Annotated in this window: 21 protein-coding genes; 10 read left to right on the forward strand and 11 right to left on the reverse strand. The window is 73.9% G+C overall.

The window, feature by feature from the left end:
- Positions 1-141 precede the first annotated feature (141 nt).
- The 5 genes from ABZ862_RS36235 to ABZ862_RS36255 form a co-directional block, all read right to left on the reverse strand.
- On the reverse strand, positions 142-1779 hold the full coding sequence (locus tag ABZ862_RS36235; protein ID WP_360968137.1) for an NAD(P)-binding protein: 1638 nt from the start codon (positions 1777-1779) through the stop codon (positions 142-144).
- On the reverse strand, positions 1776-2789 hold the full coding sequence (locus tag ABZ862_RS36240) for a thiamine pyrophosphate-dependent enzyme (protein ID WP_360968140.1): 1014 nt from the start codon (positions 2787-2789) through the stop codon (positions 1776-1778). Before ABZ862_RS36240 ends, ABZ862_RS36235 begins: the two co-directional genes overlap by 4 nt.
- The gene (gene porA / locus ABZ862_RS36245) at positions 2786-4027 is read right to left on the reverse strand and encodes a pyruvate ferredoxin oxidoreductase (RefSeq protein WP_360968142.1); all 1242 of its coding nucleotides are present in this window, start codon (positions 4025-4027) and stop codon (positions 2786-2788) included. The genes ABZ862_RS36240 and porA overlap by 4 nt, the downstream gene beginning before the upstream one ends.
- Positions 4011-4601, reverse strand: a complete 591-nt coding sequence (locus ABZ862_RS36250; protein ID WP_360968145.1) for a 2-oxoacid:acceptor oxidoreductase family protein — start codon at positions 4599-4601, stop codon at positions 4011-4013. Before ABZ862_RS36250 ends, porA begins: the two co-directional genes overlap by 17 nt.
- Before the next feature lie 372 nt (positions 4602-4973).
- Positions 4974-5873, reverse strand: coding sequence for a universal stress protein (locus ABZ862_RS36255; protein ID WP_360968147.1), 900 nt, complete (start codon positions 5871-5873; stop codon positions 4974-4976).
- 520 nt (positions 5874-6393) lie between these two features.
- On the opposite strand from ABZ862_RS36255, the gene ABZ862_RS36260 reads away from it, so the two are divergent.
- From ABZ862_RS36260 to ABZ862_RS36280, 5 genes are read left to right on the forward strand one after another with little or no spacing between them, the layout of a single operon-like run.
- Positions 6394-10092, forward strand: coding sequence for a nitrate reductase subunit alpha (locus ABZ862_RS36260; RefSeq protein WP_360968150.1), 3699 nt, complete (start codon positions 6394-6396; stop codon positions 10090-10092).
- Between the two features lies 1 nt (position 10093).
- Positions 10094-11623, forward strand: a complete 1530-nt coding sequence (gene narH, locus ABZ862_RS36265; RefSeq protein WP_360968154.1) for a nitrate reductase subunit beta — start codon at positions 10094-10096, stop codon at positions 11621-11623.
- Positions 11620-12393: a nitrate reductase molybdenum cofactor assembly chaperone gene (narJ, locus tag ABZ862_RS36270; RefSeq protein WP_360968157.1), complete on the forward strand. Its 774-nt coding sequence runs from the start codon at positions 11620-11622 to the stop codon at positions 12391-12393. The genes narH and narJ overlap by 4 nt, the downstream gene beginning before the upstream one ends.
- The gene (gene narI, locus ABZ862_RS36275; protein ID WP_360968160.1) at positions 12393-13121 is read left to right on the forward strand and encodes a respiratory nitrate reductase subunit gamma; all 729 of its coding nucleotides are present in this window, start codon (positions 12393-12395) and stop codon (positions 13119-13121) included. Before narJ ends, narI begins: the two co-directional genes overlap by 1 nt.
- On the forward strand, positions 13121-13627 hold the full coding sequence (locus ABZ862_RS36280) for a hypothetical protein (protein ID WP_360968236.1): 507 nt from the start codon (positions 13121-13123) through the stop codon (positions 13625-13627). The genes narI and ABZ862_RS36280 overlap by 1 nt, the downstream gene beginning before the upstream one ends.
- Here ABZ862_RS36280 and ABZ862_RS36285 read toward each other — a convergent pair.
- On the reverse strand, positions 13611-15488 hold the full coding sequence (locus ABZ862_RS36285; RefSeq protein WP_360968238.1) for a PAS domain S-box protein: 1878 nt from the start codon (positions 15486-15488) through the stop codon (positions 13611-13613). The genes ABZ862_RS36280 and ABZ862_RS36285 overlap by 17 nt on opposite strands.
- Before the next feature lie 406 nt (positions 15489-15894).
- Between ABZ862_RS36285 and ABZ862_RS36290 the strand changes: the two genes are divergently transcribed.
- From ABZ862_RS36290 to ABZ862_RS36300, 3 genes are all read left to right on the forward strand, one after another.
- Entirely contained in the window at positions 15895-16650 is a 756-nt protein-coding gene (locus tag ABZ862_RS36290) for a CBS domain-containing protein (RefSeq protein ID WP_360968163.1), read from the forward strand.
- 237 nt (positions 16651-16887) lie between these two features.
- On the forward strand, positions 16888-17460 hold the full coding sequence (locus ABZ862_RS36295; RefSeq protein ID WP_360968166.1) for a hypothetical protein: 573 nt from the start codon (positions 16888-16890) through the stop codon (positions 17458-17460).
- A 122-nt stretch (positions 17461-17582) separates the two neighbouring features.
- Complete coding sequence (locus ABZ862_RS36300) at positions 17583-18005, forward strand: Hsp20/alpha crystallin family protein (protein ID WP_360968168.1); 423 nt, start codon at positions 17583-17585, stop codon at positions 18003-18005.
- Positions 18006-18114: 109 nt separating this feature from the next.
- Here the strand turns inward: ABZ862_RS36300 and ABZ862_RS36305 are convergent, their stop codons facing one another.
- The 4 genes from ABZ862_RS36305 to ABZ862_RS36320 form a co-directional block, all read right to left on the reverse strand.
- Positions 18115-18771 (reverse strand): NAD-binding protein, encoded by a 657-nt coding sequence (locus tag ABZ862_RS36305; protein WP_360968171.1) that lies wholly within the window; start codon positions 18769-18771, stop codon positions 18115-18117.
- The gene (locus tag ABZ862_RS36310; RefSeq protein ID WP_360968174.1) at positions 18768-19430 is read right to left on the reverse strand and encodes a TrkA family potassium uptake protein; all 663 of its coding nucleotides are present in this window, start codon (positions 19428-19430) and stop codon (positions 18768-18770) included. The genes ABZ862_RS36305 and ABZ862_RS36310 overlap by 4 nt, the downstream gene beginning before the upstream one ends.
- Positions 19427-22231 carry a cation-transporting P-type ATPase gene (locus ABZ862_RS36315; RefSeq protein ID WP_360968177.1) on the reverse strand — a complete coding sequence of 935 codons (2805 nt, stop codon included), beginning with the start codon at positions 22229-22231 and terminating at the stop codon, positions 19427-19429. The genes ABZ862_RS36310 and ABZ862_RS36315 overlap by 4 nt, the downstream gene beginning before the upstream one ends.
- 1162 nt (positions 22232-23393) lie before the next feature.
- On the reverse strand, positions 23394-24065 hold the full coding sequence (locus ABZ862_RS36320; RefSeq protein WP_360968180.1) for an alpha/beta hydrolase: 672 nt from the start codon (positions 24063-24065) through the stop codon (positions 23394-23396).
- A 292-nt stretch (positions 24066-24357) separates the two neighbouring features.
- On the opposite strand from ABZ862_RS36320, the gene ABZ862_RS36325 reads away from it, so the two are divergent.
- Positions 24358-24873, forward strand: coding sequence for a hydrogenase maturation protease (locus ABZ862_RS36325; protein WP_360968182.1), 516 nt, complete (start codon positions 24358-24360; stop codon positions 24871-24873).
- A 439-nt stretch (positions 24874-25312) separates the two neighbouring features.
- Positions 25313-25534: a hypothetical protein gene (locus ABZ862_RS36330; RefSeq protein WP_360968185.1), complete on the forward strand. Its 222-nt coding sequence runs from the start codon at positions 25313-25315 to the stop codon at positions 25532-25534.
- Between the two features lie 90 nt (positions 25535-25624).
- Here the strand turns inward: ABZ862_RS36330 and ABZ862_RS36335 are convergent, their stop codons facing one another.
- A complete protein-coding gene (locus ABZ862_RS36335) occupies positions 25625-26239 on the reverse strand; it encodes a DUF4389 domain-containing protein (RefSeq protein WP_360968188.1) in 615 nt (204 codons plus the stop codon).
- Between the last annotated feature and the right edge of the window lie 152 nt (positions 26240-26391).

Consider the following 26391-nt stretch of genomic DNA (forward strand, 5'->3'; position numbering starts at 1 on the left):
TCGTCCTCAAACTCCCCCAGAGGGGGTACCCCCGGACGGGCTGTATCCAGCCCCTCCGGCGTTTGAGGAGCGGGGGTACGGGGGCAGCGCCCCCGGGTCGGGACGGGAAGGGGCGGCGGGGGCGGCATCCCCCCGGTCCGCTCACCCCGCGCCGTCATCCTCCGGCGTCATCTCGATCGCCCCGCACGGGCACTCCGCCGCGCACAGCCCGCAGCCCTTGCAGTAGTCCAGGTCGATCGAGAACCCCTTCCCCGGACCCAGCTTGGTGATCGCGTTGTCCGGGCAGACGCCGTAGCAGTTGTCGCACTCGAAGCAGTTGCCGCAGGACATGCAGCGCCGCGCCTCGAACAGCGCCGTCGACTCGTCCAGCCCCTGCACCACCTCGTCGAACGTCGTGACCCGCCGCGCCAGTTCGAGCCGCGGCCGCACCGACGCCGGCGCGTCGGAGTAGTACCAGGTGTTCAGCTTCCCGAACTCCGCGACCGCGTGCCGGTCACCGGGGTCGTACGACGTGCCGCGCAGATACGCGTCGATGTGCCGCGCCGCCCGCTTGCCGTGTCCCACGGCCACCGTGACCGTACGCTCGTCGGGCACCATGTCACCGCCCGCGAAGATACCCTGACGGCCCGTCATCAGCCCGTCGGCGACCTGGACCAGACCGTGGTCGAGGGTGAGGCCGGGCACGTCCCGCAGCAGCGACAGATCGGACTCCTGGCCCAGGGCCAGGACCACCGTGTCGGCGTCGAGATCCTCGAACTCGCCCGTGGGCTGCGGGAATCCGGTGTCGTCGAGACGCATCCGCTCGATGGAGAGATGCCCGCCGTCGGCGTGCTTGATGGTGGAGAGCCACTTCATCCGCACGCCCTCCTCCAGCGCCTCCGCGACCTCGTCGTCGTGCGCGGGCATCCGCTCCCGGGTGCGCCGGTAGACGACGACCGCGTCCGTGGCGCCCAGCCTGCGGGCCGTGCGCGCCGCGTCCATGGCCGTGTCGCCGCCGCCGTACACCGCGACCCGGCGGCCCAGCAGCGGCGGTTCCCCGCCCTCCATGCCGGCGAGCAGCGACACCGCGTCCAGGATGCGGGCGCTGTCACCCGCCGGGATGTACGCGCGCTTGCCGATGCCCGCCCCGACGGCCAGGAACACCGCGTCGAAGGCGCCGTCGCGCTGCGCGGCGAGCACATCGTCCACCCGTACACCGCATTCCAGCGTCACGCCGAGCGCGGTGATCCGCTCGGTCTCCGCGTCCAGCACCTCACGCGGCAGCCGGTAGCGCGGAATGCCGTAGCGCATCATGCCGCCGGGCAGCGGCTGCGCCTCACGGACCGTCACCTCGTGCCCGTACAGGCGCAGATGGTAGGCGGCCGACAGGCCCGCGGGGCCGGAGCCGACCACCAGGACCCGGCTGCCGGTGGACACCGCGGGCGGCGGGACGTGCCAGCCGCGCCGGATCGCCTCGTCGCCGAGGAACCGCTCGACCGCGTTGATCCCGACCGCGTGGTCGAGCTGCGCCCGGTTGCACGCCGTCTCGCACGGGTGGTAACAGACCCGGCCCATCACCGCGGGCAGCGGATTGTCGCGCATCAGCTGCCGCCACGCGGTCTCGTAGTCGCCGCTCTCCGCGTGGTACAGCCACTGCTGGACGTTCTCCCCGGCGGGACACGCCTGGTTGCACGGCGGCAGCAGATCGACGTAGCCGGGGCGTTCGGTGCGCCACGCGCCGGTGCGGTTGGCCAGGCTGGAGCCGACGTCCAGGGTGATCGCGAACGGCTTCTCCTTCATGACGGCACCTCCTCACGATGCCCCAGCAGCCCGAACCGGGCGATGTTGCGGTCCGCCGCCTGCTGCAGGCGGGCGATGACGTCCGTGCGCACCTCCGGCTCGAAGAGATGCGCGTACCGCTTCTGCGGCCGCAGATACTCCTCCACCGCCACCTTCCGGCGGATCGGCGTCACATCGGTGACCACCCCGCCCGTCGCCTCGAACACCGGGAACAGACCGCTCTGTTCGGCGAGCCGCGCGATGCGCACCGTGTCGCAGGACGCCGTGCCCCAGCCCAGCGGACAGGGCACCAGCACCTGCAGATAGCGGGCGCCGCGCATCCCCATCGCCCGGTGCACCTTCGCCTCCAGGTCGCGCAGCCCGGCGACGGTGGCGGTGGCGACGTACGGGATCTCGTGCGCCATCGCGATCAGCGGCAGGTTCTTGCCCTGCCCGAACGGGGCGCCCGGGCTCTCGCCCACCGCCTGGGTGGTGGCGGTGCGCGCGGCCGGGGGAGTGGCACCCGAGCGCTGCACACCGGTGTTCATGTACGCCTCGTTGTCGTAGCACACGTACAGCACGTCGTCGTCGCGCTCGAACATGCCCGACAGACAGCCGAGCCCGATGTCCACGGTGCCGCCGTCGCCGCCCTGCCCGACCACCCGCACATCGGTGCGGCCCTTGGCGCGCAGCGCGGCCGCGACCCCGGCGGCCACCGCGGGGGCGTTGCCGAACAGCGAATGCAGCCAGGGCAGTTGCCAGGACGTCTCCGGATACGGGGTGGAGAACACCTCCAGGCAGCCAGTGGCGTTGACGGCGATCACCCGGCCGCCGGTGGCCCGCTGCGCCGCGTCCAGGACGTACCGGGCGCCCAGGGCCTCGCCGCAGCCCTGGCAGGCCCGGTGGCCGGAGGTGAGCGCGTTGGAGCGGCCCGGGTCGGCCTGGTCGGACCGGGCTTCCGGCGCGAGCAGCCGGTTCCCCGCGGCGTAGCTGCCCACCTGGTAGAACCTGGTCTGCGGTGCGGCACTCATCGGTTGCTCCCCACGTCGCGCAGGATGTTCTCCGCGGACGGGCCCGACCGTCTGGTCGCGGCCATCCGCGCCAGCTCCCGCTCCACCAGCTCCGTGTCGAGGTCCAGGAAGGTCAGCTGTCCCAGCCGCCCGGCGAGCGCGTCGTCGAGCAGCCGCAGCAGGGATTCCTTCGTGACCGCCCGCCCGCCGAGCCCGGCGATCACGGTGTGCCCGTCGAGCTGGATGCCGGACAGCGCGGTCCGCACGTTCGCGGAGACGATCCCGCCGATCCCGACGGCCAGCGCCCGCTCCAGCACCACCACCCGGGCCGCCCGCCCGAGCACCGCGCGCACCGCGTCCAGCGGGAACGGCCGGAACGACGTGATCGCCAGCGCCCCGATCCGCACGCCGTGCCCGCGCAGCTCGTCCACCGCGTCGCACACCGTGCCGAACACCGATCCCAGCGCCACGACGACGGTCCCGGCGTCCTCGCACCGGTACGGATGCACCAGGCCGCCGCTCGAGCGTCCGAACACCTCGCAAAACTCCCCGGCGACGCGCGGGATCACGTCCAGGGCCTGCATCTGCTTGGCGTGCGCCAGATAGCGCACCTCGGTGAAGGCGTCCGGGCCGACCATGGCGCCGATCGACACCGGGTCCGCCGGATCCAGGACCTGCCGGGGCTCGTACGGCGGCAGGAACGCGTCGACCTGCGCCCGCTCCGGCACCTCGACCCGCTCCCAGGCGTGGGTGAGCACGAAGCCGTCCATGCACACCATCACCGGCAGCGACAGCTCCTCCGCGAGCCGGAACGCCTGCGGATGCAGATCGGCGGCCTCCTGGTTGTCGCGGGCGTACAGCTGGATCCAGCCCGAGTCGCGCTGCGACATGGAGTCGCTGTGGTCGTTCCAGATGTTGATGGGCGCGCCGATCGCCCGGTTGGCGACCGTCATCACGATCGGCAGGCCGAGCCCGGCGGCGTTGTAGAGCGCCTCCACCATGTACAGCAGGCCCTGGCTCGCGGTCGCCGTGTAGGTGCGCGCCCCGGCCGCGGACGCCCCGATGCACATCGACATCGCGGCGAACTCGGACTCCACGTTCACGTACTCGCAGGGCGTCAGCGCGCCCGACTTCACCAGGCGGCTGAGCTCCTCCACGATGTGGGTCTGCGGCGAGATGGGATAGGCGGCGATCACCTCCGGGCGGCAGTACGCCACCGCCTCGGCGACCGCGCGTGATCCCTCAGTCTGCTTCAGCACCGGCCGGCTCCTTCCGCTCGGCGCCCACCCGCTCGAACGCCTCCCGGGCCGCGGCCGCGTTGGCCGCGCCCAGCGCCCCGGGGAACCGCTCCTCGATCGCCGCGGTGAGCGAGCCGATCCGCACGCACCCGGTGAGCGCGGCGAGCCCGCCGAGCAGCACGGCGCTGGGCACCGGCCGTCCGACGTGCCGTACCGCGATCGCCGTGGCGGGCACGGTCAGCACGACCGCGCCCGGCACCGTCCCGGTCAGCGACGCCAGGCCCAGTTCCTCGCTCCGGCGCGGGGAGTTGATCAGCACCGTGCCGCCGGGCCGCAGCCCCTCGAAGACGTTCACCTGGTGCAGCAGCGTGGCGTCCTGGATCACCAGGGCGTCCGGGCGGGTCACCGGTTCGTGCGCCCGGATCGGCGCGTCGTCCGTCCGGCAGAACGCCGTCACGGGCGCCCCGGTGCGCTCCGAGCCGAAACTCGGGAACGCCTGCGCGTGACGGCCCTCCCGGAACGCCGCCAGCGACAACAGCTCCGCGGCGGTGACGGCCCCCTGGCCGCCCCGTCCGTGGATGCGAACCTGGAACACGGCACCCTCCTCCCAGAGGCCGGCCGTCCTGTCCTTCCAGTCGTAACCCCGCCCTCGCCGCCCCGTACAAGGGCCGAAGGGTCCACCCCGGGACCCGACGGGACCCCAGGGCCACCTGGCCCCGTGCCGCGACCACAGCCCCGGCGCGGCCCGTCCTGGCCCGTCCTGACCCGGTCCTGGCCTCGCCTCGGCCCGGCCCGGAGTGCCGCCGGCGGAGCCCCCACGGCCTTGGCCGAGCCCTCGTCCGGAGCGTCCCCGGACCAGGGCCGGGCTCAGAGACCGTGCGGCCCGCCCGGGCCAGGGCCGCCCGTCCCGGCGGGGGCCCTGGCCCGGGCGCCGGCCGGCCCGGGGCGGCTCAGGCCGCGGTCAGGGTCACGCGTGCGGTACCACCGCCACCGGGCAGCGGGCGTGGTGCATCGCCGCGTGGGCCACCGGGCCGATGTGCGTGCCCAGCCGGCCACGGCGGGTCCTGCGGCCCACCACCAGCAGTCCCGCACCGGCCGCCGCGCGCGGCAGCTCCTGCGCCGGACGGCCCTGTTCGACCCGCTCCCGGATCTCGACCGACGGGAACTTCTCCCGCCACGGCAGCAGTGCCGCGGCGAGCGCCTGCCCGGCCGCCTCCCGCGCCGCCTCGTCCGCCTTCGCGTCCGAGACGCCCGGCAGGCGCGAGGTCTGCCAGGTGTGCACCGCGACCAGCGGGGCGCCGCGCCGCTCCGCGCTCTCGAAGGCGTACGCGACGACCTCCTCGCACGGCTGCGTGGCGTCCAGGCCGACCACGACCTCACGGTACGGGGCGTGCGCCGACGGCCGCCCGGCGGGGTCCGGCAGATGCTCGTCCTCGAGGGTCTGCTCGGCCCGGACGAGCACCACGGGCCGCGGCACCCGGGCCACCGTGGACAGCGCCACCGAGCCCGCCATGAAGCCGCCGAACCCGCTGAAGGCCCGGCTGCCGAGGACCAGCAGCTCGGCGTCGGAGCCCGCCGTGACCAGCGCGTCGGCCGCCGGCCGCGCGACCTGCTCGGCACTCAGATACACCTGTGGATAACGCTCGTTGAGCCGGTCGAGAGCCGCGCGGAGGATCCGCCGCGCCCAGTAGCGCGGTGCCTCCAGCTCCGGCAGCTCCGACGCGTCCGGCTCGTTCGACGGCAGTCCCTCGTACGCGTGCACCAGCCGCAGCGGCAGGCCGCGGCGCAGCGCCTCCCGAGCGGCCCAGTCGGCGGCTGCGAGACTTTCGCGGGAACCGTCCAGCCCTACGACAACGGGGCGTAGCACGGCCAACACCTCCCCGGATCGGTGCCCGCTCGGTCCGCTCCGTCGCGGGCCCTGCCCTACCAGCATCCCGGGACCGCCGGGGCCCCGGGCAGGGCCCGCGCGTCCTGGCGGCCGGGCCGAACGGCCCCTTCCACCGGCTCGGACGGCGCCGCCCCCGGCCCGCCCGGCCGACGGCCGGCGCACCCCTGTCCGGGGGAGCCGGCCCCGCCGTCGCCCGCGGCCGAACCCGCGGCCGTCCGTGTCCGGCCCCGCGACCGACACACGGCCGACATGCGACAGGCACGGCGGTCGCGGCCGGCGCCGGGCGGAGCGCGGCGCGGGGTCCTTCCCGGGTGGTGCGCCGAAGGGCCCGCCGTGCCGGGGTCGTCCGGCGCGGGCCGGGACCGGCGGCGCATCGTACTCGTGGCCCATCGGCGAGGATCACGTGGGCCGCAGGGCCCCGTGATCGGGCCGTCCGGAGCCCGCACAGGGACCATCGGCCCAAGGTGTGATCGAAAACCCCCGCATAGCGTCGCGCCTCATGGAGAACGATCAGAAGACACGGCGTGGTGCGCCGGCCCCCGACGGCGGCTGGCCCCTGGCGGCCCGGAGGCTCTTGTCCCGCCGGGAGATCTCGGCGGACGGACGCGCCGTGTTCGGTACGGGAGACGCCGAGTGGGAGGGCTTCTACCGGGACCGCTGGTCGCACGACAAAGTGGTGCGTTCCACCCACGGGGTGAACTGCACGGGTTCGTGCTCGTGGATGGTGTACGTCAAGGACGGGATCATCACATGGGAGCACCAGGCGACGGACTATCCGTCGATCGGCTCCGACTGCCCCGAGTACGAGCCGCGCGGCTGCCCGCGCGGCGCCTCGTTCTCCTGGTACACGTACTCGCCGTCGCGGGTGCGCTATCCGTATGTGCGGGGCGCGCTGCTGAAGCTGTGGCGTGAGGCCCGCCGGCGGCTGGGCGACCCGGTGGCCGCGTGGGCGGAGATCACCTCCGACCCGGCGAAGGCACGTGCCTACAAGAGGGCGCGCGGCAAGGGCGGTCTGGTGCGCGCCGACTGGGACGAGGTGGCCGAGCTGGTCGCCGCCGCCCAGGTCCACACGGTCAAGGAGTACGGCCCCGACCGGGTGGCCGGCTTCTCGCCGATCCCGGCCATGTCGATGGCGTCGTTCGCGGCGGGCGCCCGCTACCACTCCCTGATCGGCGGCACCCTGCTGTCGTTCTACGACTGGTACGCCGACCTCCCGGTGGCCTCGCCGCAGGTGTTCGGCGACCAGACCGACGTGCCGGAGTCGGCGGACTGGTGGAACGCCGGTTACCTGATCATGTGGGGTTCCAACATCCCCGTCACCCGCACCCCGGACGCGCACTTCCTCACCGAGACCCGGTACAACGGCACCAAGGTCGTCGCCGTGTCCCCGGACTACGCGGACAACGTGAAGTTCGCCGACGAGTGGATGGCCCCGCACCCGGGCACCGACGGCGCGCTGGCCATGGCCATGGGCCATGTCGTCCTGCGCGAGTTCCTGGTGGACCGCAAGGTGCCCTACTTCGAGGGCTATCTCCGCCAGTTCACGGACGCCCCGTTCCTGGTCACCCTGCGCGAACACGGTGAGGGCCTGGTGCCCGGCGGCTTCCTGACGGCCGCGGACCTCGGCGAGGACAGCGAGAACGCCGACGCCAAGACGGTGCTCGTCGACTCCGCGACCGGCGAGCCCGTGGTGCCGAACGGGTCGCTGGGCTTCCGCTGGGCGAAGGGCGAGACGGGGCGCTGGAACCTCGACCTCGGCGAGGTCGTCCCGGAACTGACCTTCCTCGACACGGCCGAGGAGACCGTCGAGGTGGCCCTGCCCCGGTTCGACGAGGGCGCCACCGAGGGCGGCTCCGTCCTCGTGCGCGGCGTGCCCGCGCGCCGGGTCGGGGGCCGGCTCGTGACGACCGTGTTCGACCTGATGCTCGCCCAGTACGGAGTCCACCGCCCCGGTCTGCCGGGCAGCTGGCCCGCGTCGTACGACGACGCCTCCCAGCCGTACACCCCGGCCTGGCAGGAGACCATCACCTCCGTGCCGGCCCGGCAGGCGGCCCGCATCGCCCGGGAGTTCGCCCGCAACGCCGAGCGCACCCAGGGCCGTTCGATGATCGCGATGGGCGCGGGCACCAACCACTGGTTCCACTCCGACACCATCTACCGCGCCTTCCTCGCCCTGACCACCATGACGGGCTGCCAGGGCGTCAACGGCGGCGGCTGGGCGCACTACGTCGGCCAGGAGAAGGTGCGCCCGGTCACCGGGCTCCAGCACCTGGCGTTCGCCTTCGACTGGCAGCGCCCGACCCGGCACATGGCGGGCACCTCGTACTGGTACCTGCACACCGACCAGTGGCGCTACGAGGCATTCGGCCCCGACGAACTGGCCTCCCCGCTCGGCGAGGGGCGCTTCAGGGACAAGGGGTTCGCGGACTGCCTCGCACAGGCGGTGCGGCTCGGCTGGACGCCGGGACACCCCGGCTTCAACCGCAACCCGCTCGACATCGCCGACGAGGCCGCCGCCCGGGGCAAGCCGGTCGCCGACCATGTCGTCGACGAACTCAAGTCGGGCAAGCTGAAGTTCGCGGTCGAGGACCCGGACGACCCGGCCAACTTCCCGCGCGTGCTCACCGTCTGGCGGGCCAACCTGCTCGGCTCGTCCGGCAAGGGCAACGAGTACTTCCTGCGCCACCTGCTCGGCACCGACGCCGCCGTGCGCAGCGAGGAGGCCCCGGAGGAGGCCCGCCCGAAGGAGGTGGTGTGGTACGAGGAGGCGCCGGAGGGCAAGCTCGACCTGCTGGTCTGCATGGACTTCCGCATGACCTCCACCGGCCTGTTCGCCGACGTGGTGCTCCCCGCGGCGACCTGGTACGAGAAGGACGACCTGTCCTCCACGGACATGCACCCCTTCGTCCACGCGTTCACGCCGGCCATCGCCCCGCCCTGGCAGGCGCGCACCGACTACGACACGTTCCTCACGATCGCCGACAGGTTCAGCGCGCTCGCCGCCGACCACCTGGGCACCCGCACCGACGTCCTCCCGGTGCCGCTGACCCACGACACCCCCGACGAACTCGCCCAGCCCGGCGGAGTGGTGAGGGACTGGAAGCACGGCGAGTGCGAACCCGTCCCCGGCCGCACCATGCCCAAGCTCGCCGTCATCGAGCGGGACTACGCGGCCGTGGCGCAGAAGATGCGCGCCGTGGGCCCGCTGCTCGACACCCTCGGCACCACCACCAAGGGCGTCACCGTCCACCCCGACCGCGAGATCGACGAACTGCGCCGCCGCTGCGGCACCGTCCGCGACGGCGTCGCCGAGGGCCGCCCCTCGCTGGCCACCGCCACCGACATGTGCGAGGCCATCCTCGCCCTGTCCGGCACCACCAACGGCCGCCTCGCGACCGAGGGATTCAAGGAACTGGAGCGGCAGACCGGCAGCGAGGGCCTCGTCGAACTCGCCGCCGAACGCGAGGCCGAGCGCATCACCTTCGCCGACACCCGCACCCAGCCCCGCGCCGTGATGACCTCCTACGAGTGGTCCGGCTCCGAGACCGGCGGCCGACGCTACTCCCCGTTCGTCATCAACACCGAGCACAAGAAGCCCTGGCACACCCTGACGGGCCGTCAGCACTTCTTCACCGAGCACGACTGGATGGCCGAACTCGGCGAGCAGCTCCCCGTCTACCGCCCGCCGCTCAACACCAACCGGCACTACGGCGACGAGCACCTCCACGACGGCGACCGCGCCGAGGTGACGGTCCGTTACCTCACCCCGCACTCCAAGTGGTCCATCCACTCCGAGTACCAGGACAACGCCTACATGCTGGCCCTGTCCCGCGGCGGCCCGGTGATCTGGATGTCCGTGCAGGACGCCGAGAAGGTCGGCGTGAAGGACAACGAGTGGATCGAGGCGTACAACCGCAACGGCGTCGTCGCGGCCCGCGCCGTCGTCACACACCGGATGCCCGAGGGCACGGTGTACATGTACCACGCCAAGGACCGCACCGTGAACGTCCCGAAGACCGAGGTCAGCGGCAAGCGCGGCGGCATCCACAACTCCCTCACCCGGCTGCTGCTCAAGCCCACCCATCTGGCGGGCGGCTACGCCCAGTTCACCTACGCCTTCAACTACTACGGCCCGACCGGAAACCAGCGCGACGAGGTCACCGTCATCCGCCGTCGCTCGCAGCGAGTGGAGTACTGACATGCGTGTGATGGCCCAGATCGCCATGGTCATGAACCTCGACAAGTGCATCGGCTGCCACACCTGCTCGGTCACCTGCAAGCAGACGTGGACCAACCGCACCGGCGTCGAGTACGCCTGGTTCAACAACGTCGAGACCAAGCCCGGCATCGGCTACCCGCGCCGCTACGAGGACCAGGAGCAGTGGAAGGGCGGCTGGATGCTCGACAAGCGCGGCCGCCTCGTGCTGCGCTCCGGCGGCCGGGTGCGGCGGCTGCTGTCGCTGTTCTCCAACCCCCACCTGCCCTCCATCGAGGACTACTACGAGCCGGTCACCTACGACTACGACACCCTCGTCAACGCCCCGGCCGGCAACGACGTCCCCGTCGCCCGTCCCCGCTCCGTCCTCACCGGCAAGCCGACCGCCATCACCTGGGGCGCCAACTGGGAGGACAGCCTCGGCGGCGCCCCCGAGCACGCCGGAGGCGACCCCAACCTCACCGGCGAGTGGGCCGAGAAGGTCAAGTTCGAGTTCGAGCAGACCTTCCTCTTCCACCTGCCCCGCCTCTGCGAGCACTGCCTCAACCCCGCCTGCGTCTCGGCCTGCCCGTCGGGCGCCATGTACAAGCGGGTCGAGGACGGCATCGTCCTGGTCGACCAGGACAAGTGCCGCGGCTGGCGGATGTGCGTGACGGCGTGCCCGTACAAGAAGGTGTACGTCAACCACGCCACCGGCAAGGCGGAGAAGTGCACCTTCTGCTTCCCCCGCATCGAGGCCGGCCAGCCCACCGTCTGCTCCGAGACCTGCGTCGGCCGGCTGCGCTACCTCGGCCTGCTCCTCTACGACGCGGACCGCGTCGGTGAGGCCGCCGCCACCCCCGACGAGAAGGACCTCCTCGACGCCCAGCGAGGCGTGTTCCTCGACCCGCACGACCCCGAGGTGATCGCCGCCGCCCGCGCGAGCGGCATGCCCGAGGACTGGCTGGACGCCGCCCGCCGCTCCCCGGTCCACGACCTGGTCGCCCGCTACAAGGTCGCCCTGCCCCTGCACCCGGAGTACCGCACCCTGCCGATGGTCTGGTACGTGCCCCCGCTCTCCCCGGTGCTCGACGCGGTCAGCGGAGCCGGCGGCGACCAGGACGACCCGGACCACGTGTTCGCGGCCGTCACCCGGCTGCGCATCCCCCTCGACTACCTCGCCAGCCTCTTCACCGCGGGCGACACCGACGTCGTCGCCGGCGTGCTGATGAAGCTCACCGCGCTGCGCTCCTTCATGCGCAGGCGCACCCTCGGCGAGGTGGACGACGACACCGTCCTCAAGCAGGTCGGCCTCACCGTCCGCGAGGCGGAGGACATGCACCGCCTGCTCGCGGTGGCCAAGTACAAGGACCGCTACGTCATCCCCGCCGCCCACAAGGAGGACGCCGCCGCGCTCACCGCGATGGAGAACCGCTGTCCGGTCGAGTCCTCCGGCGAGCAGCCCGGCGACGGCCGCAAGGTCATGCTCGGCATCCCCACCCTGCGCCGCTCCACCCACGGAGGCCACGCATGAGCCCCCTGCCGGGCCTCGCCCGCACCCGGGTCCGCGCCGCCGCGCGCCGCCCCGCGCCGCTCACCCCCGAAGAGGCGCGGACGCGTCAGATGCTGCTGCGGCTCATGTCGCTGTTCCTGCAGTACCCCGACGCCGAACTCGCCACCGCCCGGCCGGTGCTGACGGCCACCGTCGACGCGCTGCCGCCCTCCCCGGCGGCCGGTGAACTGGCCGCGTTCGCCGAGTGGTTCACCACGCAGGACCCCGACGCGCTGGAACGGCACTACGTCGAGACGTTCGACCTGCGCCGCAAGAGCAGCCTCTACCTCACCTACTACCTGCACGGCGACACCCGCCGCCGCGGCATGGCCCTGCTCACCCTGGCCCAGCGCTACCGCGCCGCCGGCTGGGACATCGACGGCGGCGAACTGCCCGACCACCTCCCCGTGGTGCTGGAGTTCGCCGCGCTCACCGGAACCGGCAAGGGCGAGGCCCCGCTGCGCCAGCACCGCCGCGGCCTGGAACTCATCCACCGCGCCCTCACCGACGCCGGCTCGCCCTACCGGCATGTGCTCGCCGCCCTCGTCGGTCTGCTGCCCCCGGCCACCGAGGAGGACCTGGCGGCGGTGGCGAAGCTGGCCGCGGAAGGACCGCCCAACGAGGACGTGGGCCTCGACCCGTACGGCAGCGGGGAGTTCGCCCCGCCCGGCACCTTCGTACCGCCCATGCAGGCACCGAACACCCTGGTCCCGCCGAACCCCGCCGCGCCCGCACCCCAGGAAGACCTCTGATGAACGTCTCCGGCCCCGACCTGCTGCTGTGGGTCGCCTTCCCCTACATCTGCCTGGCCGTGTTCGCCGTGGGCCACGTCTGGCGCTACCGCCACGACCAGTTCGGCTGGACCTCCCGCACCACCCAGCTCCTCGAACACCGCTGGCTGCGCTGGGGCAACCCGCTCTTCCACCTCGGCGCCCTGATGGTCGTCGGCGGCCACGTCGTCGGCCTCGCCGTGCCCGCCTCCTGGACCGAGGCGGCCGGGATCAGCGAGGACGCCTACCACACCACCGCCGTCGTCGCCGGGTCCTTCGCCGGTGTCTGCATGGTCGCCGGCCTCGGCATGCTCAGCGCCCGCCGGCTGCTGACCCGCCGCATCCGCCTCACCACCGACCGCAGCGACAAGCTCCTCTTCCCGCTGCTCGCGGCGACCGTCCTGCTCGGCATCACCGCCACCGCCGCCCACAACGTCTTCGGCCCCGGCTACGACTACCGCGAGACGATCTCCGTCTGGTTCCGCGGCGTGTTCACCTTCCGCCCGCAGCCCGACGCCATGAGCGGCGCCCCGCTCCTCTTCCGGCTGCACGCGCTCACCGCCTGCGTGCTCTTCGCGGCCTGGCCCTTCACCCGGCTCGTCCACGTGTGGAGCGTCCCGGTCGGCTATCTCGCCCGCCCGTACCTGGTCTACCGGCGCAGGGCCGGTGCACGGCCGATGGGCAGGCCCGTCCCTGAGGAGGTCCGTTGATCGTTGCCGTCGGGCACGGGGATCTGACCCCGGCCACCCTGGAACTGGTGGAGAGCGAGCTGCGGGCGCGCATGGAGCGCCTCGGCGAGGGCGTGACCGGACTGGTGCGCGCCGGTGCCGGACTGCCCGTGGCCTTCGGGCGTGCGGTACGGGCGGCGGGCCGCAGGCTCGTCGTGCTGCTGCCCGCGCAGCAGTCGGTGCCCGCGACACTCCCCGGCAGCGACCGGGCGGGTGCCGGAGAGCTGCTGATGCTGGCCGAGCAGGTCCGTCTGGTGGCCATGGATCCCGCCGACCGGGGCGCGTGCATCGGCGCCGACGAACGACTCGTCGGCGCCAGCAACGGCGTCCTCGCCGTATGGGACGGCTCACCGTCCACCGGCCGGGACGCCACCGCGCACCTCGTCGCCTACGCCCGCGCCCGGGGCATCCCGGTGGACATCGTCTGGCCGGACGGCGCCCGCCGCGCCGCCCACGGCACGGGCCCGGGGTTCACAGCCGCAGGGTGAACCAGGTGGTCTTGCCCTCGTCGGTCGCCCTGACCCCCCAGTCCGCGGCGAGGGCCCTCACCAGGCACAGCCCGCGCCCGGACTCCTCGTCCTCGGCCGCCGACCGGGGCTGGGGCAGCTGCGGGCTGCGGTCGTCGACCTCCACCGTCAGCTCGGCGGCCGTACGGTGCAGCCGTACGGTGAGCGGCCCCGCCGCGTGCTGCACCGCGTTCGTCAGCGTCTCCGAGAGCAGCAGCAGCGCGTCGTCGGCGCCGTCGGCGCAGTTCCACAAGGTCAGCGCCTTGTGCAGGAACACCCGGCCCTCGGGCACGGAGGACGCCAGGGCGGGCAGGTCCGTGCTCAGCGCGGCCAGCGGCGCGGCCGGCAGCTGCGCCAGCAGAAGCGTCACGTCGTCGTTGTGGCCCTCGGCGCCGGGCAGCATGCTCGCCAGTACATGGTCGGCCGCGTGCTCCAGGCTCGGCGTACCGGCGAAGCACCGCTCCAGGACCACGGACAGCTCGTCTATCCGGCCCTCGATGTCGCTCTCCGGCGTCTCGATCAGGCCGTCGGTGTAGAGCATCAGCGTGGCGCCCGGCGGGATCGCCGTGCAGGACTGCTCGTACAGGACGCCGCCCACCCCCAGCGGGGCGTTGACCGGGGCGCTCAGGCTGCTGACGCGCGCCCCGGCACCGTCCGCCCCGGCCGGTTCCCCGTCTCCGGGGCCCGCGCCCGGGCCCGCGACGAGGACCGGGAGATGTCCGGCCGAGCAGACGGTGACCGTGCCGGCGTCGGGCGCGATCACGAGATAGCAGCAGGTGACCAGCTGGTCGGGCACGTCCAGGTCGGCCACACAGGTGTCCAGTGCCTGCATCAGCTGCCGCGGCTGCATCCCGGTCTTGGCGAGCGCGTGCGCCGCCGACCGCAGCTGGCCCATCACCGCGGCCGCCTCCAGACCGCGGCCCATCACGTCACCGATCAGCACCCCCACGCGGTCGGCGCCGAGCGGTATCAGATCGAACCAGTCGCCGCCCACCCCGGCGCCCTGGGTGGCGGGCCGGTAGCGGCTCGCGGTGGCCAGGCCCGGCAGGGCGGGCGGGGTGCCCATCAGACTGCGCTGCAGGGTGAGGGCGATGTGCCGCTGCTGCTCGTACAGCGCGGTCAGCTGGGCCTCCGCGCGCTTGCGGTCGCTGATGTCCCGCACGATGGCGCACGCCCCGACCACCGTGCCGCCGGTGTCCCGGGTCGGCCACAGCGTGACGTCGACGTCCAGCATCCGGCCCGTCCTGGTCACCCGCAGCGTCTCGAAGTGCTCGACCTTCCGGCCGCGCCGCAGCCGCTTCAGCAGCTCGGCGATCTCCTTGTCCAGGCCGGGCGGGGCGAGCATCGACACATGGCGGCCGATGGCCTCCTCGGCCGTGTAGCCGTACAGGTCCTGGGCGGCCTTGTTCCAGTACGTGATGCGGCCGTCCAGCGTCTTGGCGAGGATCGCGTCCTGCGACGACTCGACGAGCGCCGCGAGCTCGTTGATCCGCGCCTCGGCGGCCTTGCGGTCGCTGACGTCCCGGACGGCCGCCGACACCAGCAGCCCGTCCGCCGTCTCCAGCGGGCTGAGACTGATCTCGACCGGGAACTCGGTGCCGTTCTTGCGCAGCCCGTGCAGATCCAGCCCGGCCCCCATCGGGCGCACCTGGCGGTTGGCGGTGTAGTCGCGCCGGTTGCGGGTGTGCTGGACGCGGAACCGGCGCGGCATCAGCAACTCGACCGGGCGGCCCAGCAGTTCCTCGCGCCGGTAGCCGAACAGCGCCTCCGTCTGCGCGTTGACCAGCTTGATGGTCCCGGCGTCGTCCACGATCACCATGGCGTCCGGCGCGGCCTCCAGCAGCCCCCGGAACCTTTCCTCAGCACCGCCGGGCCCGCTCCGGTGCGTGGCCGCGCCGCACCGGCATCCCTCACGGTCCGGACCGCCTGCCGAAGGCGCTCCGCCGCGTGTGACGAAGTCGTTCACCTCCGTCTCACCTCCATCCGAACACGACCACTGGGAGGACATCTCACCGCTTCCCGGCCGGCCGCACGGCACGATGTCGTTTACTGTCCGTGCACTGTCCGTTCCTGTACGTCGCCGGGGCCGCCCGTGCCCGCGCCCTGGCCGCCCGCCGTCCGGAACGGGGCGATGCGCGGTCCGGGAAGTGCCCACCGGGGTCCGGTCCGGGGGCCGGTCGGCCCTGCCGTACGGCGGCCGGAGGGACGAACCTGGAGAAAGGGACCCCGCACACTGCCCGGAGGTCACCATGTACGGAACCGCGCACCTGGTCGGCGACGTGATGACCCGTACCGTCGTCGCCCTGGGCGGCGGAGCGGCGTTCAAGGACATCGTCAGGGCCATGCGGCAGTTCCAGGTCAGCGTCCTGCCCGTGGTCGACGATCAGTACCGGGTCCTGGGCGTCGTCTCCGAGGCCGACCTGCTCTCCAAGGAGGAACTCCGCGACGACGGCCCCGATCGCGGTCTGCTGCCCGCCCGGCTGAGGCTCGCCGACCTGGCGAAGGCGGGGGCGCGGACCGCGGGCGAGCTGATGACCGTGCCGCCCGTCACCGTCCGGCCGGACGAGACCCTCTCGCGGGCCGCGCGGACCATGGCGCACCGCCAGGTCAACTGCCTGCCGGTGGTGGACGGGGAAGGGGTCCTCAAAGGCGTCGTCAGCCGTTCCGACCTGCTCAAGGTGTTTCTGCGGGAGGACCTCGACATCGCCGGTGAGATACGCCGCGAGGTGGTCGCCCGTCTGTTCCCCAGCCCGCTGGAACCCGTCAGGGTGACGGTGCACGATGGTGTGGTGGGACTCACCGGGCGGGTGCCCGACGCCTCCCTGGTGCCCGTCGCCGTACGGCTGGTGCGGGCCGTGGAGGGCGTGGTCGACGTGGACTGTGCGCTGACCGGACCGCGCCGCCGGGTGGACCTCGACGCCGACCTGCCGGACACGGGGACCGCGGCGGAGCCGGAGCCCGAACGGCCGGAAGGACCCGAACAGCCCGAACAGCCCGAACAGTAGGAAGGACCGGAACGGCACCGGCGGCCAGGTGGACCCGGTCGGGCCGCGGCCGGGGACACAGGCGCCGGTGACGCGGCCCGGACGGGCCCTTGACGGGTCCCAAGGTCCCGTGAAGACGCCTCATCGGCCCCTCTTGCGCCGGACCGCCGCGTGAGACGTTCGACGTGAGGGGACCCGGGCGGGGCGCGGTATGCGCGGAAGGGGTGCTGAGCGATGACGACGGCACAGCGTGACCCAGTGAGGAAGCTGCCCTTCTGGAGGTGGCGGAGCAACACCCTGCGCCGCCGCAGCGACCGCGTGGAGGCGTGGATCGTGCTGGCCGCCTGGATCATCGGCGCGCTGGGCGCGCTGGTCGCGGGCGTCGCGGCGAGCCTGTGGGTCGATCACGATCTCACCGCCCGGCGTGAGGCCACGCGTGAGGTGTCCGCCGTGCTGGCGGAGAACGCCCCGAGGAACACCTCCGTGACGCCCTACAACGGCGACGGCACCGTATGGGCGCGAGTGCGGTGGACGGACCCCGACGGCAGCAGGCACACGGCGCGCGCCAAGGTCGACCCCGGCGGCCGGGCCGGCAGCCCGGTCACCGTGTGGATCGGCCCCTCCGGCACGCCGGTCACCCAGCCGCCGGGAGCCGTGGAGGCCCGGTTCCAGGCCACGCTGCTCGGCGTGCCGGCCGCCGTCGGCGCCGCTTCCCTGACACTGATCGCCACCCGCCTGGTGCTCGTCCGCATGGAGCGGCACCGCATGGCCGAGTGGGAGGCGGAATGGGCGCAGACCGGCCCTCGCTGGCGCAAGCGCATGAACGGCTGACCGCCCGGGACGTCGAGCGTCTTCACCAGGGCCCGATCGGGTCCCGCAAGGGGCCGGTCGGCCCACCCGACGGACCGCCCGGGGGGTGACGCTGGAATCGGGAGGACGAGAAGGAGGGCGACATGAGCGGCATGATCGAGCGGTTGCCCGGCTGGCCGACGCTCCCCGACCTGTTCGGCTGGGTCGAGGGCGGATTCCCGGCGGCGCACACCGTTCCCGGTACGCACGGCATACGCGTCGAGGAACACCTCGAGGACGGCACCTACGTGCTGCGGGCCGAGCTCCCGGGCATCGACCCCGCCGAGGACGTGGAGATCACCGTCGCCGAGGGCATGCTGACGCTGCGCGCCGAGCGCACCGAGAAGTCCACCGAGAAACACCGCACCGAGTTCCGCTACGGCACGTTCACCCGCTCCGTGCGGCTGCCCGCCGGCGCCAGGGGCGACGAGGCGACCGCGGAGTACAAGGACGGCGTGCTGACCGTCACGGTCCCGGTGCCCGAGAAGGAGAGCGGCGCGAAGACCATCCCGGTGCGGCACGCCTGACCGTGCCCCGCACCGGACCGTAGCCGTACCGCAGTGCGCGACCGGTCCGCCGGCCGCGCACGCGCATGCGCCGGGCACCGGGGTGTGCCGTCCCTGCCGCCGTGCCGGGTCACTGGAACGCCGCGTGGACCTCCGTCTCGGTCGCGGTGTGGGACACCACGAGGAGTTCGTCGCCGGCCCGCAGCTCCAGGTCCGGCGCCGGGACGAGCGGCTCGCCGTCGCGGACCACCGCCGTGACGACGATGCCCGCCGGGACGGCGAGCCGGGCGAGGGTCTGCCCGGCGGCGCGGGAGAGCGGCGAGATGGTCGTCTCGATGACGTTCACCCCCGCCTTGCTCAGCCGCAGCAGCGCGACGGTGTCGGTGGCGCTGGTCGCCTCCTCGATCAGCGAGACCAGCGGCGCGGCGGACGGCACGGCGGTGTCGACGCCCCAGTGGGAGGTGAACAGCCAGGCGTTCTCGTCGTCGTTGACGCGGGCGATCACCCGGGCCACCTTGAACTGGCGTTTCGCCAGCAGACTGACGACCAGGTTGTCCTCGTCCGCGCCGGTCGCGGCGACCACGAGATCGGCGGCGTGCGCGCCCGCACCCTCCAGGACGGCCGGTTCGCAGGCGTCCCCGACGACCAGCTCGGCGGGCAGCCGGTCGCGCAGCGCGCCGACCCGGTCCTCGTCCCGTTCGACGACGGTGACCTGGTTGCGGGCCGAGCCCAGGACCTGGGCGATCTGGGTGCCGAGGCGGCCCGCCCCGGCGACGACGACCTTCATGTCCCGAGCTCCTTGTCCAGGAAGCCGCGCAGCCGGCCCAGGGCGTCCGCGGCGACCGCGAACGTGACCAGGTCGTCGGCCTCCGCCGGGGTGTGCGGTGTCGGCAGGAACGACCGGCCGCCGCGTGTCACCTCGACGACCCGGATCTCCCCGTCGACCTCCAGATCGCCCAGCGGCCGGCCGGTGAGATACCCGGGCAGCCCGGAACGCAGCAGCAGGGTCTCGCCGTTGCCGAAGTCCAGCTCCGGCGTCAGATGGCGGTGCAGCAGCATCTGGTGCAGCTGGTGCACGGTCCAGCGCACGCTGGCGATGGTGGGGATGCCCAGGTCGCGGTAGATGTCGGCGCGCCGCGGGTCGTAGATGCGGGCCAGCACGATCGGCACCCGGTAGGTCTCCTTGGCGGTCCGCGCGCTGACGATGTTGGTGTTGTCGCCGGAGGTGACGGCGACGAACGCGTCGGCCAGCCCGATCCCGGCGCTCTCCAGCACCGTACGGCTGAACCCGTTGCCGTGCACCACCTGCCCGCCGAACCCGGCGGGCAGCATGCCCCGGGTCCGTCTCGGGTCGCGGTCGATGACCCGTACGTCATGGCCCTCGCCCGCCAGCCGGGCGGCGAGCGCGGAACCCACCCGGCCGCAGCCCACCACGATGACCCTCATGGCGTCTCCTCCTTCTCGGCCGTCACGGCGGGGACCGGTGTCCGGCGCACCCACCCCTTGCGGGCTTCCTCCGCGGCGAGCAGCAGCACGCCGAAACCGGCCAGGACCGCCCAGTCGGCGGCTGCCAGGGCCGCCGTGTGGAACACGTCCTGCAACAGCGGTACGTAGCTGATGGCGGCCATCAGCCCGATGCCGAAGCAGCCCGCCGCGATGAGCCGGGGGTTGGAGAACAGCCCGATCGTGAACACGCTCTCGCGGTCGGTCCGCACGGCCAGGGAGTTGAAGAACTGGCTCACCACGATCGCGGCCTGGGCGAGCGTGATCGCCTTGCGGTAGGCGGGGTCCGAGGCGGTGAAGTCGGCGTACGGGATGCCGGCGGAGTTCACCTGCCAGAAGAACACCGCGCACACCCCGAGGGACTGCACGGTGCCCAGGAACACGAACCGCCGTACCAGCGTCGCGTTGAACAGCCGCTCGCGGCGGGAGCGCGGCGGACGGTCCATGGTGTCCGGTTCCGGTGGTTCCGCGCCGAGCGCCAGGGCGGGCAGCACGTCGGAGCCGAGGTCGATGGTGAGGATCTGCACGGCCGTCAGCGGCACCAGCGGGAACCCGGCGAACGCCGCGGCGAGGATCGGGGCGAGCTCGGCGAGGTTGTGGCTGAAGAGATAGGCGAGGAACTTGCGGATGTTGCGGTAGACGGAGCGGCCCAGCTCCACGGCCGCCGTGATCGACGCGAACGAGTCGTCCAGCAGCACCATCGCGGACGCCTCCCGGGCGACGTCCGTGCCGGTGGCGCCCATGGCCACCCCGATGTCGGCGTGCTTGAGCGCCGGCGCGTCGTTCGCGCCGTCCCCGGTGACCGCGACGACCTCGCCGCGCGCCTGGAGCCCGGCCACGACCCGCATCTTGTGCTCCGGGCTGACCCGGCACAGCAGCAGCTGCCCCGGTGCGGCCAGCAGGCCGTCCAGCTCGGCGGTGTCCATGGTGTCCAGCCGGGCGCCGGTGACGACGGTGGGGGAGGGGCCGGTGACGATGCCGACGCGGCGGGCGATCGCCTCCGCGGTCAGCGGGTGGTCGCCGGTCACCATCACGATCCGGATGCCCGCCCGCCGGCAGGCCCGCACCGCGTCGGCGACCTCCTGCCGGGGCGGGTCGAGCATGCCGATCAGGCCCAGGAACGTCAGCCCGGACTCGGCGGCCGACTCGTCCCCGGGCACCTCGTCCACGGCGCGCACCGCCACGCCGAGCACCCGCAGGCCCCGCTCGGCCATCGCGTCGTTCGCGCCCGTCACGACGGCCCGCCGGTCGTCGGTCAGCGGCCGGTCCTCCGCCCCGGCGGTGCCGGTGCCGTCAGGGGCGCCGCCGGTCCCGGTGCGGACGCGGGTGCAGCGGGCCAGGAGCTCCTGCGGGGCGCCCTTGACGCACAGCACGTTCCCCCCGGGGCTCCGGTGCACGGTGCTCATCAGCTTGCGCACCGGGTCGAAGGGGAACTCCCCGATCCGCGGCGCCGCCGCCTTCTCCTCGACCCCGTCCAGTCCGGCCTTGGCCGCCGCCACGAGGATCGCGCCCTCCGTGGTGTCGCCCAGTATCCGCCAGTCCCCGGTGTCCGGTCCCTGCGCCTCTCCCGGCCCGGAGGGCGGCACGAGACGGGCGTCGGTGCACAGCAGCCCGGCCCGCAGCAGGTCCCGTACGGCAGCCGCGTCGGCCACCTCGCCCTCCGGGGCGTAGCCGACGCCGGACACGTCGTGCGTCACGCCGTCGCCCCACACCTGTGTGACGGTCATCTCGGCCCGGGTGAGGGTGCCGGTCTTGTCCGTGCAGATGACGGTGGTGGAGCCCAGCGCCTCCACCGCCAGCAGCCGTTTGACCAGCGCCCGGCGGCGGGCCATGCGCCGTACCCCGATGGCCAGCGACACGGACAGCGTCGCGGGCAGCCCCTCGGGCACCAGCGCCACCATCACCCCGAGCGCGAACACGAACGCCGACACCAGCGGCTGCCCGGTCTGCAACCGCAGGGCGAACAGGGCCGCGCCGATCGCCACGGCCAGGGCCGACACCCGGCGCGCCATGACGGCGACCTCGCGCTGCAGCGGCGTCTTCGTCCGGGGCGCCTGGTCCGCCAGCCGGAAGATCCGGCCGAACTCCGTCGCCGCGCCGGTCGCGTAGACGACGGCCTTGCCCGCGCCGGACATCACCGTGGTGCCCATGAACACGCAGTTGCGGGAGTCCAGCGCGGTGTCCGCGGTGGTCGGATCACTGCCCCGGCCCACGGCGGCGCTCTCCCCGGTCAGCGGCGCGTTGTTCACCGACAGGCCGTGCGCCTCCACGACCCGGCAGTCCGCCGACACGGCGTCCCCGGCCTCCAGGACGACCAGATCACCCGGGACCAGCGCGGCCGACGGCAGCTCCACCCGCTCCCCGTCCCGCAGCACCCGGCAGGTGTGCGGCACCATCGCCTGGAGCGTCTGCGCGGTCCGCTCCGCCGAGTACTCCTGGACGAAGCCGATGACCGCGTTCAGCACGACCACGCCCAGGATGGCGAACGCCAGCTGGAGGTTGCCGACGTCGTGCGGGTCCTGGAGGCCGTAGGCGAGGAAGGTCAGCGCCGACGCGATGAGCAGCACGACCGCGAACAGGTCGGTGAACTGGGCGGCGAAGCGCCGCCACAGGCCCTTGCGGCGGGGGCGGGGCAGCTCGTTGGGCCCGTGGCGGGCCAGCAGCCCGGCCGCCCGGACCGGGTCGAGACCGCGTGGCGAGCCGCCGTACGCGCCGTACACCTCGTCGGGACGCAGCCGCTGCACGGGCGGCACCGGCGGACCGGGCGCCGGTCCGCCGGGCGGCACGAGCGCGGACGCCGGCGCGGGTACGGGTGCTGTGCGGTCGGCCGGGACGCCGACACCGGGACGATGTGACACCGGACCCCCAGACCGGACGGGCGGCTGTCCGTCCAGGCTCGCTCGCGGGAGGCCGCGTCGCCGCGGGCCACCCGGCACCGGACGCCGGCGGTGGCGGCGGAGACGGGCGAGAACGCGCGAACGGGTTCCCGCCGCCGGCAACTGAGTTGCTGTGGAGAGTCGTTCGGGGGCAGAGGCGGGCTCCGTCGCTCGCCCCGCAGGCTGATCTCAGGATACGTCCACCTGGACCGGATGCCAGGGTCGAGCGGACCGGGGCGGGGGTCCACCGGCCCTGGCGGCGGCCCCGCGCCCCCGGCCGGAGTCGACGACGTCCGGGGGCCACGGTCCGCGCCGCCGGGGGCGGCAGCCGTCGGGTGAGGGTGTCCATGTCGCCGTCGGCCATGGGAAGCCGGGCGGCGGCGGCCGGGCGGCTGAGCGGGCGGCGCTGTGCGGGGACGGCGGCCGTCCGTGGCGGGCCGGTCCGGCGGGCACGGGCCGGGGTGGCGCCGGGACCGGCCGGACGCGGGTGTCCTGCGGCGCCCTCCGGGTTTCCGCGGTATCCGGAAGGTGCCGACTGGTCGTCAAGTCTGGTCTCCAGCAAGGTTGTTGGTCCGACCGGACCCACGGATGAGCCGTTCGGCCCCGTCCCGGGGAGCGCTCCGCGGTGCCAGGGTGAGAGACGAGCCCGCGGGACGAACAGCGAGAACGTGCCGTGGGCGGCGCCGGAGGGGGGCCGGTGCGGGCCGCCGCCGGGGAGCGGCCGTCCGGGAGGGGCGGGTCAGGTGATGCCGCCCAGCCGCCGGGCCCACGCGAGGCCGAGGGGGAGCGACACGGTCGCCAGGGAGGGGTCCCCCGCACGGCCCGTGGGCCCGGCCTTCCCGTGTCCGTATGTGTGCGCACGCGCCCGCTCGGGACGAGTCCCGTCCGCCCCGCGACATCAGGCGCGCCGTCCCGCACCGGCCGTCCGCGGCACCCGTCCTCCGGCGGCCGGGCGACGCCGCCTTCGTGACCTACCCGCCCGCCGTACGGCCGTTGCCGCCGCGTCCCTGGCCGCGCCGCCCCGCGCCGGTCAGTTCCGCGACGTGGCCGCGGTCGGACGGCCGAGATGCGCCGTGAACCACTCGGCCGCCAGCGAGGCCACCGTGGCGAGTGCGCCGGGCTCCGGGAACAGCTGCGTGGCGCCCTGCACCACCGCGATCCGGTGCTCGCACCGCATCCAGTCGGCGGCCAGCCGGTTGAGACCGAGGACCCGGGTGTCCTGTGAGCCCACGACGAGCAGCGTGGGCGTCCGCACCCCGGCGAGTGCCGCCGGGGACGCGAGATCGGGACGTCCGCCCCCCGACACCACCGAGAGGACGTCGGCGCCGGGCATCGCGGCGGCCTCCAGAGCGGCGGCGGCGCCGGTGCCCGCGCCGAGGAAGGCCACCGGAAGCCCGCACTCCCGGCCCGCCCAGAGGGCGGTGGCGTGCAGCCGGCCGGCCAGCATCCGCACGTCGAAGACGTTGTGCCGGTCGCGTTCCTCGGCCTCGGTCAGCAGATCGAGCAGCAGGGTGCCCAGCCCGGCCCGCCCGAGGACCCGGGCGACGTAGCGGTCGCGGGGACTGCGGCTGCCGCAGCCGCCCCGCGCGAACGCCACGACCACCGGCGCGCCGCCGGGCAGCGCCAGCCGTCCGGCCAGTCGCACCCGTCCCGCGGGCACGTCGACCTCACGGCCCGCCTCGCTACGGTCCCGGTGACGCATGGGCCACCTCCTCACGCGGGTAAGGCGGGCGGCGCGACGGCCTCCCGCCCCCTCCATTGGAACCCCGCCCGGCGCGGTCCGGCAGGGTCCATCGGTCCCCGTCGCCCTCCTCCGCCGTCCTCTCCCGCTCTCAGCCGCTCACCGTCGTTCTCCGCCGCCGGCTCCGCGGAAGAACCGGTCACCGAGCCCCGGCGCAAAGGCCGGGCGGGCCGGACCCGGGGGTCCTTCGGCCCATGGCGGCGGCCCCGAGGTCCCGCACGCTGGAGACACACGCAGTGGAGGGAGGACGACCATGGCTGTCTCCACCCGCATCGCGGTCATCGCCGTCGGCGACCGCTCCCGGCACGACGCCGGTATCGGTCCGGCGGTGCTGGCCCGGCTGAGGGAACGCGCCGCCGAGCGGCCGCTGCCCCGGGGGACCGCGCTCGCCGAGTGCGACGGGGAGCCGGGACGGCTCGCCGGACTCTGGGAGAAGGCTGAACTGGCCGTCGTGGTGACATCCGCGCAGGCCCACCGGGGCCGTCCCGGCCGCGTCTACCGGCTCGAACTCGACGAGCAGGCCCTGCGCCGTCCCCCGGGCACCGGCGGCCCGGACACCGATCCGCACGGGCTCGCCGCCGCCGTGGAACTGGCCCGTGAGCTGGCCCGGCTTCCGCACCGTCTGGTCGCCTACGCCGTCGAGGCCGCCGACACCTCGCAGGGCCCCGGGCTGTCCGCGCCGGTCGCGGCGGAGGTCGGCGCGGTCGCCGGTCTCGTCGAGGAGGAGATCGTCCGCCACCGTTCCGTGGCGGTCCACGGCGGGGCGTGAGCGGGCGGACCAGGGCGGGAAGGGCCCTACCCGCTTCTCGCGGATCCTGATTGCGCGGTGCGCGGCCGAGGCCGCTTCCCCGCGTCTTCGACGGTCCTTCCCGCCACTTCCAGCACACCACACCGGCCGGGCGACCGCCAGGGCCGATCGGCCCGCCCCGCGCGGGGGAACCACGTCCCGAGCGGCCGCGGCGTGAGCGGCGGCGGCGCCGCTCCGCCGTGCTCCGGGCCATGGGCAACGGGCGGTGGGTGCCGGTCCGCCGATCCACCGGCCGTCGGTCCCGGCATCCGCGCCTGTCGATCAACGGCGCCTGGAAATAGGGCCGTTGAAGTCCCTTACCCGGGACCACCGGCTCATGCGGCCCGCCCGGCGGAGGAGTTGGCTGGAGGTGGCAGGCAACGACGCCCTGGACGGGCCCCGGCAGGGAGGAGGGAACACTGTGGGTACGACGCTGACACCGGAGTTCTGGGAGCGGTTCGCCGTTCTCCTGGTCGCGGCGACGGTTGTGACCGTCGTCCTCGCCACCGCGTTCGACACGCTCGTGCTGCGGCTGACGGCCCGGCACGGACGCGGCCACCGGCCGCCGGCACCCCCGGAGCCGGCCCCGCACCGGCCGGTGCCCGCACACCGTCACCGCGCTCACAGCTCCGTCGGCTTCTGACGGGGGTGACGACGGGACGGCCGTCGCACCGCGGCGGCCCGTGCCCGGGCAGCCGCCCCGCACCGCGGCGGCCCGGCACGGACGCGTGCGTCACCCGGCCGGGTCCGGCTCCCGGCCGCCCATGTCGAGCCGGAAGGGCGGATACACGTCGGTCATCAGACCGGCGTACGCGGCCACCCTCAGCACCCAGCGGTCCAGGCCGGTCACCAGGTCGAAGATGCCCCGCGGATAACGGCCGTCGAACGCGAGGGCCACGCCCGCGAACAGGACGAGCCACGCGATCAGTCCCCAGGCCCACGGCACCTGGGCACCGCCCAGCAGGAAGGCCACGACCACGTAGTGCGGCGCGGCCAGCAGCCACCACTTCACCAGCACCAGGCCGCGGGACAGCTGCTCCGGGTACACGATGTCCCAGTGCGCCGGGTAGTCCGGTACGTCGGCGAGGGTGAACGGCGGGTAGCGGTCGGTGCCGAGGCCACCGTAGGCGTAGTACGCGACGCGCCACGACCAGCGCAGCACCCCCGCGTTGAAGCCGAACAGGGCACGCGGGTAGCGGCCGGTGAAGAGGATCGCGAAGAACGCCACCACGCTCACCGCCACGAACGCCGTCCACAGGAAGCACAGGACGACGTAGTGCGGCAGGGCCAGCAGCCACTTCACCAGCCACAGCCAGCGGGAGAGCCCCGGATCCAGCTCGGCGGTCATCCGGGCCGGCCAGGGCGCCGGGTGCGGGACCGGGACCGGTCCCGCACCCGGGTACGCCGGTCCGCGCGGCGGAGGCGCCCCCTTGTCCATCGGATCCGTCGGACTCGTCGGACTCATGGGATCGGTCGGATCGGTCGGACTCATCGCAGCGG

The sequence above is a fragment of the Streptomyces sp. NPDC047000 genome, assembly GCF_040644295.1.
Lineage (GTDB): Bacteria > Actinomycetota > Actinomycetes > Streptomycetales > Streptomycetaceae > Streptomyces.

Bases quoted from the DNA above. Each gene is read 5' to 3' on its own strand.
- ABZ862_RS36235 (WP_360968137.1), bottom strand. From the start codon at position 1,779: ATGAAGGAGAAGCCGTTCGCGATCACCCTGGACGTCGGCTCCAGCCTG.
- ABZ862_RS36240 (WP_360968140.1), bottom strand. From the start codon at position 2,789: ATGAGTGCCGCACCGCAGACCAGGTTCTACCAGGTGGGCAGCTACGCC.
- ABZ862_RS36260 (WP_360968150.1), top strand. From the start codon at position 6,394: ATGGAGAACGATCAGAAGACACGGCGTGGTGCGCCGGCCCCCGACGGC.
- narH (WP_360968154.1), top strand. From the start codon at position 10,094: ATGCGTGTGATGGCCCAGATCGCCATGGTCATGAACCTCGACAAGTGC.
- narJ (WP_360968157.1), top strand. From the start codon at position 11,620: ATGAGCCCCCTGCCGGGCCTCGCCCGCACCCGGGTCCGCGCCGCCGCG.
- narI (WP_360968160.1), top strand. From the start codon at position 12,393: ATGAACGTCTCCGGCCCCGACCTGCTGCTGTGGGTCGCCTTCCCCTAC.
- ABZ862_RS36290 (WP_360968163.1), top strand. From the start codon at position 15,895: ATGTACGGAACCGCGCACCTGGTCGGCGACGTGATGACCCGTACCGTC.
- ABZ862_RS36300 (WP_360968168.1), top strand. From the start codon at position 17,583: ATGAGCGGCATGATCGAGCGGTTGCCCGGCTGGCCGACGCTCCCCGAC.
- ABZ862_RS36305 (WP_360968171.1), bottom strand. From the start codon at position 18,771: ATGAAGGTCGTCGTCGCCGGGGCGGGCCGCCTCGGCACCCAGATCGCC.
- ABZ862_RS36310 (WP_360968174.1), bottom strand. From the start codon at position 19,430: ATGAGGGTCATCGTGGTGGGCTGCGGCCGGGTGGGTTCCGCGCTCGCC.
- ABZ862_RS36320 (WP_360968180.1), bottom strand. From the start codon at position 24,065: ATGCGTCACCGGGACCGTAGCGAGGCGGGCCGTGAGGTCGACGTGCCC.
- ABZ862_RS36325 (WP_360968182.1), top strand. From the start codon at position 24,358: ATGGCTGTCTCCACCCGCATCGCGGTCATCGCCGTCGGCGACCGCTCC.
- ABZ862_RS36335 (WP_360968188.1), bottom strand. From the start codon at position 26,239: ATGACCGCCGAGCTGGATCCGGGGCTCTCCCGCTGGCTGTGGCTGGTG.